At 73.4% G+C, this 11,198-nt stretch carries 9 protein-coding genes and 1 pseudogene; 2 read left to right on the top strand and 8 right to left on the bottom strand.

Annotated elements, in window-relative coordinates; all coding sequences use genetic code 11:
• The 7 genes and pseudogenes from ABZ449_RS40705 to ABZ449_RS40675 all read right to left on the bottom strand — a co-directional run.
• Positions 1-700, bottom strand: a pseudogene (locus ABZ449_RS40705) (hypothetical protein); the annotation flags it as partial.
• A gap of 150 nt (positions 701-850) precedes the next feature.
• Positions 851-1,477, bottom strand: a complete 627-nt coding sequence (locus ABZ449_RS40700; protein ID WP_360356833.1) for a GNAT family protein — start codon at positions 1,475-1,477, stop codon at positions 851-853.
• On the bottom strand, positions 1,474-2,022 hold the full coding sequence (locus ABZ449_RS40695; protein WP_360356831.1) for a MogA/MoaB family molybdenum cofactor biosynthesis protein: 549 nt from the start codon (positions 2,020-2,022) through the stop codon (positions 1,474-1,476). The genes ABZ449_RS40700 and ABZ449_RS40695 overlap by 4 nt, the downstream gene beginning before the upstream one ends.
• A complete protein-coding gene (gene moaC / locus ABZ449_RS40690; protein WP_360356828.1) occupies positions 2,019-2,519 on the bottom strand; it encodes a cyclic pyranopterin monophosphate synthase MoaC in 501 nt (166 codons plus the stop codon). The genes ABZ449_RS40695 and moaC overlap by 4 nt, the downstream gene beginning before the upstream one ends.
• Positions 2,520-2,586: 67 nt before the next feature.
• Positions 2,587-3,924 (bottom strand): gephyrin-like molybdotransferase Glp, encoded by a 1,338-nt coding sequence (gene glp / locus ABZ449_RS40685; RefSeq protein ID WP_360356826.1) that lies wholly within the window; start codon positions 3,922-3,924, stop codon positions 2,587-2,589.
• A gap of 34 nt (positions 3,925-3,958) precedes the next feature.
• A complete protein-coding gene (galU, locus tag ABZ449_RS40680) occupies positions 3,959-4,879 on the bottom strand; it encodes a UTP--glucose-1-phosphate uridylyltransferase GalU (RefSeq protein WP_360356823.1) in 921 nt (306 codons plus the stop codon).
• Positions 4,880-4,930: 51 nt separating this feature from the next.
• Positions 4,931-5,863, bottom strand: coding sequence for a GGDEF domain-containing protein (locus tag ABZ449_RS40675; protein WP_360356821.1), 933 nt, complete (start codon positions 5,861-5,863; stop codon positions 4,931-4,933).
• A gap of 63 nt (positions 5,864-5,926) precedes the next feature.
• Here ABZ449_RS40675 and ABZ449_RS40670 point away from each other — a divergent pair, with 63 nt between their 5' ends.
• A complete protein-coding gene (locus tag ABZ449_RS40670) occupies positions 5,927-6,517 on the top strand; it encodes a 5-formyltetrahydrofolate cyclo-ligase (RefSeq protein WP_360356818.1) in 591 nt (196 codons plus the stop codon).
• Between the two features lie 123 nt (positions 6,518-6,640).
• On the opposite strand, the gene ABZ449_RS40665 is transcribed toward ABZ449_RS40670, so the two are convergent.
• Positions 6,641-9,361, bottom strand: coding sequence for a penicillin acylase family protein (locus tag ABZ449_RS40665; RefSeq protein WP_360356817.1), 2,721 nt, complete (start codon positions 9,359-9,361; stop codon positions 6,641-6,643).
• 263 nt (positions 9,362-9,624) lie between these two features.
• Here ABZ449_RS40665 and ABZ449_RS40660 point away from each other — a divergent pair, with 263 nt between their 5' ends.
• Entirely contained in the window at positions 9,625-11,109 is a 1,485-nt protein-coding gene (locus tag ABZ449_RS40660) for a potassium/proton antiporter (RefSeq protein WP_360356814.1), read from the top strand.
• The last annotated feature ends 89 nt before the right edge of the window (positions 11,110-11,198 follow it).

Below are 11,198 nucleotides of genomic sequence, written 5' to 3'. Positions count from 1 at the left end.
GCCCGGGGGCCCCCCCCCCCCCCGGGGGCGCCGGGCGCGCGCCCCGGCCCGGGGGGGGCGCGGCCGGGGCGGGCTCCGCGGCGGGGGCCTCGGCCGGGGCGGCGCCCGGTGCCGGGGCCGCGGCCCGCTGCTGCTCGCGCTTGCGCAGCCGCTCGGCCGCCTGGGCGGCCCGGACCCGGTCCAGCTTCACCTCGTACCGCTCGCGCTCCAGCTTGCGCAGGTGGCCGATGTACACGGTGAGGAGGACCGCCGGAACCGCCGGGACCCACAGGAAGGCCAGTCCGGCCACCGCGGCGACCACCGCGCCGAGCGCGAAGGAGAGGAAGAGGACGGTGACCATCCGGCGCCGGCGGGCCAGCAACCGCGCCCGGCGTTCGGTTCCGACCCCCGGTTCCGGGGTCGGCCGTTCGGCCGGGCGTTGCGCCGGGGGTTCTGGCTCCCGCGCGGGGTCGCCGGAGGCGGTCTCGTCCCGTTCGGGAGGACCGTCGTTGCTCTGTTCGCCGTCACGCGGTTCGTCGCCCAGGGCCCGGGCTGCCCGCCGCTCCAGCGCCGAACGCCCGGCCAGCAGGCGGATGGCGGTGCTGAAGCGTTCCGTCGGGCGCGCCTCGTTGAGTTCGTCCTGCCTGCGGAGCCACATCGGCACCAGATAGGCGGCCCAGGCCCCTACGATGACGGCGTAGATAAGGCCGCTACTGCTCACGATTCACACCGTACGGGCGCCGGGGAAGGCCTGGCAGCAATTTGGCACGGCGTGTCGTGTGATCAAGCTGATTCTCCGACTATTTTGCCGCTATTTGTGGGGGTCCGGTGCCCCGCCGATGCCATATCGATATTTCGTTCGAACATGTATTCAATTACTGGCCCCTCGCCCGGACCTGAGCGTCCGCCAGCGCTCCAGCATCCCCTCCGGGACCTCCTCGGCGGTCAGCGCGTACACGAGGTGGTCGCGCCAGTCGCCGTCGATGTGGAGATAGCGCGGACGGATTCCCTCCGAGCGGAAGCCGAGCTTTTCCACCACGCGCCGGCTCGGGCCGTTCTCCGGGCGGATGCAGACCTCGATCCGGTGCAGGCCCAGCGTGCGGAAGCAGTGGTTCACCGAGAGCGCCACGGCGGTCGGGATGATGCCCCGGCCGGCCACCCCCTCGTCCACCCAGTAGCCGATGTTCGCCGAGCACATCGATCCCCAGGTGATCCCGCCGACGGTCAACTGGCCGACCAGTCGGCCCTTGTGGAGCACGACGAAGGGCAGCATCCGGCCGGCCGAGGCCTCGCCGCGCAGGAAGCGGACCATCTGCCGGTACGTCGGCCGGGGGCCGGCCACCTGGCCCGCCGGGCCGGGCGGCACGGTGGCCTCCCAGCGGCGCAGCCAGTCCCGGTTGCGGCGGCTCACCTCCTGCCACTCGCGCTGGTCGCGCGCCCGGATCGGGCGCAGCACGACGTCCCCCTCGTGGAGTTCTACCGGCCAGCCGGCGTTCAGTGCCCGCTCCTGGATGCTGGAGCCCCGGTTGCCGGGGCGTCGGACCGGGGGTGGTCCCCGCCGCCGAGCTGGTCGACGGCGTGGGCGAGCAGCGGCTCCAGGACGGCCAGGCCGTCCTTGACGCCACCGGTCGAGCCCGGCAGGTTGACGATCAGGGTACGTCCGGCGAGCCCGGCCAGCCCCCGGGAGAGCGCCGAGGTGGGCACCTTCTCCCGGCCGTACGCACGGATGGCCTCGGCGATGCCGGGGACCTGGCGGTCGATCACCCGGGCGGTCATCTCGGGGGTGAGGTCCATCGGCGAGATGCCGGTGCCGCCGGTGGTCAGCACCACGTCGTAGCCGGCCGCGACGGCCTCGCGCAGGACGGCCTCCACCGGCTCGCCGTCCGGGACGACCCGGGGGCCGTCGGCGGTGAAGCCCATCGCGGTCAGGCCGGCCACCAGCAGCGGTCCGCCCCTGTCCGCGTAGACCCCGGCCGCGGCCCGGTTGGACACCGTGACGGCCAGCGCCCTCCCGGCGGGCGCCCCGCCGGCCGGGGGCGTCACGCGCCCACCTCCGGGGCGAACCAGTCGCCGCTCTTGCCGCCGGTCTTGCTCAGCACCCGGACGGACTCGATCGTGGCACCCTTGTCCACCGCCTTGACCATGTCGACGACGGTCAGCCCGGCCACCGCGACGGCGGTCAGCGCCTCCATCTCGACGCCGGTGCGGTCGGCGGTCTTCACGGTGGCGGTGATCTCCACCGCGTCGTCCGCGACGGCGAGGTCGACCTTGACGCCGGAGACCGCGATCGGGTGGCAGAGCGGGATCAGGTCCGGGGTCCTCTTGGCGCCCATGATCCCGGCGATCCGGGCCACCGCGAGGGCGTCGCCCTTGGGCACGCCCTCGCCGCGCAGCAGCTCGACCACCCGCGGGGAGACCCGCACCCGGCCGGCCGCCACCGCGGTGCGCGCGGTGGTGGCCTTCTCGGAGACGTCGACCATCCGGGCCGTGCCCTGGTCGTCGACGTGGGTGAGGCGGTCGCCGGGGGGAGGTGTCGTCACGGGTAACTCCAGAGGCGCGCAGGTCGAATACCGCGCTACCGTACCGTTCCCCGGTCCGGGGAGCCGATCAGGAGTCCAGCAACACCACGTCCACCTCGCTGCCGGCCGGCAGTGCGGTGATGTCCTCGGGAACGGTGATCAGGCAGTTCGCCCGGGCCAGCGCGCCGACCAGGTGCGACCCGGCGCCGCCCACCGGCTCGACCGTGCCGTCCACCGCCGAGTAGCGGCCGCGCAGGAACTGCCGGCGGCCGGCCGGCGAGCGCAGCGCCGCCGGGCAGAGCGCGCGGACGACCGGGCGGTGCACGTCGGCGGCGCCGAGCATGGTGCGGATGACCGGGCGGACGAAGAGCTCGAAGGAGATGTAGGCGCTCACCGGGTTGCCGGGCAGGGCGAGCAGCGGCACCCCGGCCGCGCCGCCGATCCGGCCGAAGCCCTGCGGCTTGCCCGGCTGCATCCGCAGCCGCCGGAAGTCGACGCCCCCGTAGGACTCGAAGACCTCCTTGACCACGTCGTACGCGCCGACGCTGACCCCGCCGCTGGTGACGATCAGGTCGGCCCGCCCGAGCTGGTCCTCCAGGACGGCGCGCAGCCGCGCGGCCTCGTCCGGGACGGCGCCGACCCGGTAGGCGATGGCGCCGGCCTCCTGGGCGGCCGCGGTGAGGGCGAAGCTGTTGGAGTCGGCGATCTGCCCGGGGCCGACCGGCTCGCCGGGCTGGACCAGCTCGCTGCCGGTGGACAGCACCACGACCCGGGGGCGCGGGCGGACCTTCACGGTGGGCCGGCCGATCGCGGCGAGCAGACCGAGCTGGGCGGGGCCGAGCCGGGTGCCGGCCTCCAGCACCCGGGTTCCGGCCGGGACGTCGCTGCCGCGGCGGCGGATGTGGGCGCCCTCGGCGACCGGGCGCAGCACCCGGACCTCCTCGTCCGGCACGGGCGCCGTCATCGCGGCGGCGGCCACTCCGGTGCCGGTGCCGCCGTCGGTCCATTCCACCGGGGCGACGGCCAGGGCGCCGGGCGGCAGCGGGGCGCCGGTCATGATCCGGGCGGCCTGGCCGGGGCCGACCCTGGGCAGCTCGCCGGCGCCGGCGGCGATGTCTCCGACCACCGAGAGCACCGACGGGTAGGCGTCGGTGGCGCCCTCGGTGTCGGCGGTGCGGACGGCGTAGCCGTCCATCGAGCTGTTGTCGAAGGGCGGCAGGTCGCCGTCGGCGATCACGTCCTCGTCGAGCCGGCAGCCCTGGGCGTCGAGCAGCTGGAGTTCGATCGCGGGCAGCGGGCCGACCGCGGCCAGCACGTCGGCCAGGTGCTCGTCCACCGTCCAGAGGCGGGGGGCCGCCGGGGCCGGGCCCGCTCCGGCGTCGCAGCAGGCGCTGGGCGTGGTGCTGTGCTCGGTGGACCCGGTCATCGGCGGCTCGCTCTCTGTCGTGGTCGGTCCTGCGTCAGTCCTGCATCTCGGAGCCGACGAACTCCCGCAGCCAGGACCGGAACTCCGGGCCGAGGTCCTCGCGTTCGGCGGCCAGTCGGACGATGGCGCGCAGGTAGTCGGCGCGGTCGCCGGTGTCGTAGCGGCGGCCCTTGAAGAGCACGCCGTGCACCTGGCCGCCCTCCTCGGCCTCACGGTTGGTCAGCTCGCGCAGGGCGTCGGTCAGCTGGATCTCGCCGCCGCGGCCGGGCGGGGTCTCCCGCAGCACGTCGAAGACCAGCGGGTCGAGCACGTAGCGGCCGATCACGGCGTAGTTGGACGGGGCCTCGCCGGGCTCGGGCTTCTCGACCAGGTCGGTCACCTGGAAGACGTCCTCGTCGAAGCCGTCCGCCTTGACGGCGGCGCAGCCGTAGAGGTGGATCTGGGAGGGGTCGACCTCCATCAGCGCGACGACCGAGCCGCCGAGCCGCTGCTGCACCTCGATCATCCGGGAGAGCAGCGGGTCGCGCGGGTCGATCAGGTCGTCGCCGAGCAGGACGGCGAACGGCTGTCCGGCGACGTGCTGCTCGGCGACCGAGACGGCGTGGCCGAGGCCCTTCGGGTCGCCCTGGCGGACGTAGTGCATGTTGGCCAGCTCGACGGACTCGCGGACCCGGGCCAGGCGCTGCTCGTCGCCCTTGCGGACCAGCAGCTCCTCCAGCTCGTAGGCGCGGTCGAAGTGGTCCTCCAGGGCGCGCTTGTTGCGGCCGGTGACCATCAGTATGTCGGACAGGCCCGCGGCGGAGGCCTCCTCGACGACGTACTGGATCGCCGGCTTGTCGACGACCGGGAGCATCTCCTTCGGGGTGGCCTTGGTCGCCGGGAGGAAGCGGGTGCCCAGTCCGGCCGCGGGTACCACGGCCTTGGTCACCGGAACTCGGGAGTTGCTCGTCGTCATGCGTTTACCTTACTCAGGCACGTTTTCGCCCGGCCGGGCACAGGCGGACGGCTAGGACAGCACGTCGCGGGGCCCGGCCACGGTGGCTGGCGTATGGGTCGCGACCGGCTGGGCGAGGGGGTCCCGGCCGACACAGGCCGACACACTACCCGCCTTTTCCGAACGGTCACGCTCGGCATCCGGTCCGCGATCGGACGGGCAAGTGGCCTGTTCGGAGCGGTCGGTGCGAGGGCGGTCGGTGTGGGAACCTTCGGCCCCGGGGTGCCGGGAGGCGAGCCGCCAGCAGTCCCCGCCGGCCGCCCGGGCCGCGGCGAGCGCCGTGTCGGCGGCGCGCAGCAGGACGGCCGCGTGGGTGCCGTCCTCGGGCAGCACGGCGATGCCGGCGGCGGCGGTCAGGCCGTTGCCGGCGGCGGGGCGGGACTCGCGCGGGCCGGAGGACCAGTCCAGCAGCAGGTGCCGGCGGACCGACCAGACCAGCCGCTCGGCGACCTGCGCGGCGCCCTCGGCGCCGGTGTCCGGCAGCACCACCAGGAACTCCTCGCCGCCGTAGCGGCCGAGGGTGTCGGCCCGGCGGATCTCCATCGCGAGCCGCTGGGCGAGGTCGCGCAGCACCGCGCCCGCCCGGGCCCGGCCGTGCTCGGCGACGACCGCCTCGAAGCCGGTGATGGCCAGCATCAGCACGGCGAGCGGGCGCGGTCCGTCGGCCTGCTCGGTGTGCTCGGCGCGGCGGGCGCGTTCGATCTCCCGGTCCAGGGTGAGCTGGAGGTGGCGGTAGTTCCACACGCCGGTGAGCGGGTCGCAGGAGGCGGTGCGCTCCAGTTCGGCGCAGCGCTCCTCCAGTTCGGCGATCCGCCCGCGCAGCCGCCGCGCCCCGGCGGCGGCCCCGGCCCTCTCCCGCCGTCCGCGCAGTCCGAGGGCGGTGGCGCCGGCCAGTGCGGGGACGCTCAGTGCGGCCAGGGCCTGGACCAGCAGCGGGGTGGTCAATGGGGGGCGCCCCTTCGCGTGTCAGGCTCTGCGCGTCGAGGGTGCGCAGGCCAGGAGGATCGGATGAACGAGGATCGGATGCCCAACGAGAAGGGCGACCTGAGGACACGGCTGTTGACGCGGCGGCGCGACCTGGCCGCCGAGGAGCGCGCGAGCGCGGCCGGCGCGCTGGCGGCGCACGCCGGGGAACTGGCCGCCGCGGGCGCCACGGTGGCCGCGTACGTCTCGGTGGGCGCCGAGCCCGGCACCCGGCCGCTGCTGGACGCGCTGCGGGCGCGCGGGGTGCGGGTGCTGCTGCCGGTGCTGCTGGCGGACAACGACCTGGACTGGGCGGAGTACGCGGGGCCCGACGCGCTGGCCCCGGCCGGCCGCGGGCTGCTGGAGCCGGTCGGCCCGCGGCTGGGGCCGCGGGCGGTGACGGAGGCCGCGGTGGTGCTGCTGCCGGGCCTGGCGGTGGACCGCTCCGGGCTGCGGCTGGGCCGGGGCGGCGGCAGCTACGACCGGGTGCTGGCCCGGCTGGAGCGGGCGGGCGCACGGCCGGTGCTGGCGGTGCTGCTGTACGAGCACGAGCTGCTGGAGCGGGTGCCGGCCGAGCCGCACGACCGGCCGGTGGACCTGGCGGTGCTGCCCTCGGGCGTGCGCAGGCTGGGCTGAGGACGGCGGCGGTGCGTCCTCCCCGGCCGCCACCGGCCGCCGGAGGTCGGCCGGGGAGGCGGGAACGGCGGAGGCCCCGCTCCCTCGGGGAACGGGGCCTCCGGCGGCCGGACGGTACGGGCGTCAGCCGGTGGTGAGCACCAGCTTGTGCTTGGTGGCCTTCTCGACCGCGTCCGGCGAGTAGGACCAGGTCAGCAGCTTGCCCTTGAGCCAGAGGTCGGTCTGGTCGTTGTAGTTGTCGTGGAAGGCGTGGCCGGAGGCGCCGCCGACGTTGATCCAGCGCGAGGAGTCGAGGTCGTTCAGGTCGACCACCATGCGCATCGACGGGATCCAGTCCACCTGGTACCCGGCCGCCGCGTTCCAGCCGGCCGCGTCGACCGCCGCCGAGCCGCCGGAGAGCCGGTACGGGCCGCGGTTGAGCAGCTTGTGCACCGCGCCGGAGGCGATCGAGGAGTTGTCGGTGCCGAGGGTCTGCTCGCGCAGCTCCAGCTTGTGCAGACGGCCCCAGCTCCAGGTGGAGACGTCCTTGCTGAGCAGCGAGGTCAGCTCCTGGCGGGCGTTCTTCATCGCCTCCTGGAGCAGGTTGTCCAGGCCCTTCTGCTCCTTGTGCTGGTCGTCGATGTACGTCCACCACGAGCTGTCGGGCTTCTCCAGCTGCTGGCGCACCACCTCGGTCCAGCGGTCGCCGCCGTCCGGCTGGGCCTTGCCCGGCTCGCGGGTGCCGCACTCGGTGACGATCTTGGTGGAGCTGTCCGGCTTGGTCGGGTCGTCCTGCTGGCGGACCAGCAGGCAGTTGTCCTTGGCCCGCAGGTCGGCCGGGAACTTCTGGCCGAAGGCCAGGATCAGCAGCTGGCGCCAGACGCCGTTGTAGTAGGCGGCGGCCGCCGAGTCGGCGTCCTGGTGGAAGTTCCAGTCCTTCAGCAGGTCCTGGGCCTCGCGCACGTACGGGTCGCTGATCGGCTGCTTGAGCAGCAGCGGGACGAGCGTCTTGGCCATCACGCTGGTGTTGTCCAGCTGGAGGGTCTGCATGTCGTCCGGCGAGATCTTGCCGTTGTTCTTGAGCAGGCCCTCGATCTGGTCGGTGATCTCCTTGGCGCGGGTGCCGTACTCCCAGTCCTTGGTCAGGTTGTACTTGTAGCTCGGGTCCACCACGGCCTGGTTGGCGGTGACGATGTAGCCGGCCGAGGGGTTGAGGCTCCAGGGCAGCGCGGTGAAGGGGATCGGGTCCTTCCACTGGTACGCGGAGTCCCAGCCCAGCGAGGGGAGGGTGCCGTCGCCCTTGCCGCGGACCGGGATGGCGCCCGGGGCCTGGTAGCCGATGTTCTTGGCGTCGGCGTAGATCAGGTTCTGCGCGGGGACGGTGAAGTCCTTGGCGGCGGCGCGGAACTCGTCCCAGTTCTTCGCCTTGTCCAGCTCGAAGACGGCGTCCATGGTCTTGCCGGGGCTGAGCGCCGTCCACTGCAGGGCGACGCCGTAGCCGCCGGTGCCGCGGTCGGGGGCGGAGGGGCCGTTGGGGGCGTACTTGCCGACGTTCTGCTGCTCGCTGCTCTGGTCGGAGATCAGCGGGGCGCCGGTCTGGGTGGTACGGACGGTGATGGTGCGGTCCTCCCCGCCGGCGACCTTGATGGTCTCCTTGCGGAGGTCGAACTTCACGTCCTTGCCGTCCACCTGGTAGGTCTCCGGGCCGGTGACCTTCTCCAGGAAGAGGTCGGTGACGTCGGCGCCGAGGTTGGTGAAGCCCCAGGCGATGTCCTTGTTGTGGCCGATGATCACGCCGGGCATCCCCGCGAAGGTGAAGCCGGAGACGTCGTACTGGCAGGCCGGGGAGCTGGTCCGGCAGTGCAGGCCCATCTGGTACCAGACCGAGGGCAGGCCGGGGCCGAGGTGCGGGTCGTTGGCCAGCAGCGGCTTGCCGGTGGTGGTGTGCGAGCCGGCGACCACCCAGGAGTTGGAACCGATGCCCTGGCCGGGGCGGCCCAGCAGCTGCGGCATCGAGTCGATCCGGTCGGTCAGGCCCTGCAGCATCGCCTTGGTGGTCGCCGCGCCCTGGGCGGTGGCGGTCGTCGCGGCGGCCGCGCCGGACTGCGGGGAGCCGTCGGCGGGGCGGTAGTTGTCGCCGTTCACGGCGCCGGTCTTCACGATGGTGCCGTTGCGGGCGTACGGGTAGTCCGGGTACAGCTCGGCGATCTTGTCCGGGCCGAAGTCCTGGGCCAGCAGCGAGCGGTCGATCTCCTCCTGGAGGTTCCCGGAGAGGTTCCAGGCCATCGCCTTGAGCCAGGCCACCGAGTCGACCGGGGACCACTGCTCGGGCTGGTAGCCGCTGTTGACGACGCCGAGCAGGCTGTACTCCAGCGAGGCCTTCGCGCCGCCGGGGTGCTCGGCGAGCCAGGCGTTCACGCCGTCCGCGTAGGCCTGGAGGTGCTTCTTGGTCTCCGGCGACAGCTTGGTGTCGAACTCCTTCTGCGCCACCTGCCGCCAGCCCATGGTGCGGATGAACGCGTCGGTGTCGACCTGGCTGTCGCCGAACATCTCGGAGAGCCGGCCGGCGGTGATGTGCCGGCGGACGTCCATCTCCCAGAAGCGGTCCTGCGCCTGGACGTAGCCCTGGGCGCGGAACAGGTCCTCGTCGGTGTCGGCGTACAGCTGCGGGATGCCGTTGGCGTCCCGCTTGACGTCGACGGGCGCGCTCAGGCCCGCCACCTTGACGCTGCCGTCGACCTCCGGGAAGGAGGCGCGGACCGCGGAGACCCCGCGGTAGCCGCCGTAGCCGACACCGGCCACCAGCAGCACGACCAGCACGATCACGATCAGACGGGCGCGCCGGAACTTCTTCGAGCGGGGCATCTGGGTCCTTGCGGTCCTGACTTCGGGGCGGGCGGGCGTGTCCAGGGCCTGCGGCCGTGACAGGGCACCACATTAGGCCGAGTCGGCCGGGCACCGTGAACGGGGGACCAAGCTAAAGATATGGCAAAATGTTAGACTGCGTAACGATCCGCAAGAGGAGTATTGACGACTTCTTAACGGATCGTTCCTGCAGCGATCCCACAGCCCGATCCCCAGCACCACCAGACACCCCGTCCGCCCCTGCCTGCCCGAGGTGCCCCTGCGTGAACGTCTCCCATCTGAACCAGCTCCTGCTCGAGTCCTCCGTGATCCTGCTGTTCGCGGTGGGTGCCGTACGCCTCTCGACCCGATCAGGGCTGCCCAGCCTGCTGATCTATCTGGGGATCGGCGTGGCGCTGGGCCAGAACGGGATCGGCGTCACGTTCAACAACGCCGAGCTCACCCAGGTGCTCGGCTACGCGGCACTCGTGGTGATCCTCGCCGAGGGCGGCATCAAGACCAGCTGGCGGGAGATCAAGCCGGTGATGCCGGCCGCGACCGTGCTCGCCACCGTCGGCGTCGGCGTCAGCGTCTTCGCCACCGCCGCCGGCGCGCACTGGCTGGTCGGCCTGGACTGGCGCACCTCGCTGCTGCTGGGCGCCATCGTCTCCTCGACCGACGCGGCCGCCGTCTTCTCGGTGCTGCGGATGGTCCCGCTGCCGCACCGGCTCACCGGCCTGCTGGAGGCCGAGTCCGGCTTCAACGACGCCCCCGTGGTCATCCTGGTGGTCGCCTTCGCCACCACCGGGGAGCTGGACTCCTGGTACGTCCTGATCGGCACGATCGTCGCCGAGCTGGCGATCGGTGCGGTGATAGGCCTGGCCGTCGGGAAGATCGGCGCCTACGGGCTCAAGCACGTCGCGCTGCCCTCCTCGGGCCTCTACCCGATCGCCGTGATGGCGCTCACCGTGCTCGCGTACGCCGGCGGCGCGCTGCTGCACGGCTCCGGCTTCCTCGCCGTCTACATCTGCGCGGTGATCCTCGGGAACTCCAAGCTGCCGCACGGTCCGGCCGTCCGGGGCTTCGCCGACGGACTGGCGTGGATCGGGCAGATCGGCATGTTCGTCCTGCTCGGACTGCTCGTCACGCCCGAGACCATGGGCGACGCGGTGGTGCCCGCGCTGGTGATCGGCGCCGTGCTGGTGTTCCTGGCGCGGCCGCTGTCGGTGATGGTCTCGCTCACCCCGTTCAAGGTGCCGGCCCGCGAGCAGGCGCTGCTGAGCTGGGCCGGGCTGCGCGGGGCGGTGCCCATCGTGCTGGCCACCATCCCGGTGGTGACCGGCGCCCACCGGGCCGAGGACGTCTTCAACATCGTCTTCATCCTGGTCGTCGTCTTCACCCTGCTCCAGGGGCCGACCCTGCCGTGGGTGGCCAAGCGGCTGCGGATCGACGAGGGCGACATGGGCCAGGACCTGGGCATCGAGTCCGCCCCGCTGGAGAAGCTGCACGGGCACCTGCTGTCGGTCGCGCTCTCCCCCGCCTCGAAGATGTCGGGCGTGGAGGTCAGCGAGCTGCGGCTGCCCAAGGGGGCGGCCGTCACCCTGGTCGTGCGGGAGGGGAACTCCTTCGTGCCGGACAAGGCGACGGTGCTGCGCGGCGGGGACGAACTGCTGGTGGTCACCACCGACGAGGTCGGCGAGGCGGCGGAGCGGCGGCTGCGGGCCGTGGACAAGGGCGGCAAGCTCGCCGGATGGCTGAACGGGCGCTGAGCGCGGGGGCGGGGGGGGGGGGGCCCCCCCCCCCCCCCCCCCCCCCCCCCCCCCCCCCCCCCCCCCCCCCGCCCCCCCCCCCCCCCGCC

Source organism: Kitasatospora sp. NPDC005856 (assembly GCF_040629945.1).
Lineage (GTDB): Bacteria > Actinomycetota > Actinomycetes > Streptomycetales > Streptomycetaceae > Kitasatospora.
Note: the sequence above shows the minus strand (reverse complement) of the source record. Positions and strands in the feature narration are given on the sequence as shown.

Excerpts from the sequence above, each read along its gene's own strand:
- glp (WP_360356826.1), bottom strand. The coding sequence starts at position 3,924 with ATGACCGGGTCCACCGAGCACAGCACCACGCCCAGCGCCTGCTGCGAC.
- galU (WP_360356823.1), bottom strand. The coding sequence starts at position 4,879 with ATGACGACGAGCAACTCCCGAGTTCCGGTGACCAAGGCCGTGGTACCC.
- ABZ449_RS40670 (WP_360356818.1), top strand. The coding sequence starts at position 5,927 with ATGAACGAGGATCGGATGCCCAACGAGAAGGGCGACCTGAGGACACGG.
- ABZ449_RS40665 (WP_360356817.1), bottom strand. The coding sequence starts at position 9,361 with ATGCCCCGCTCGAAGAAGTTCCGGCGCGCCCGTCTGATCGTGATCGTG.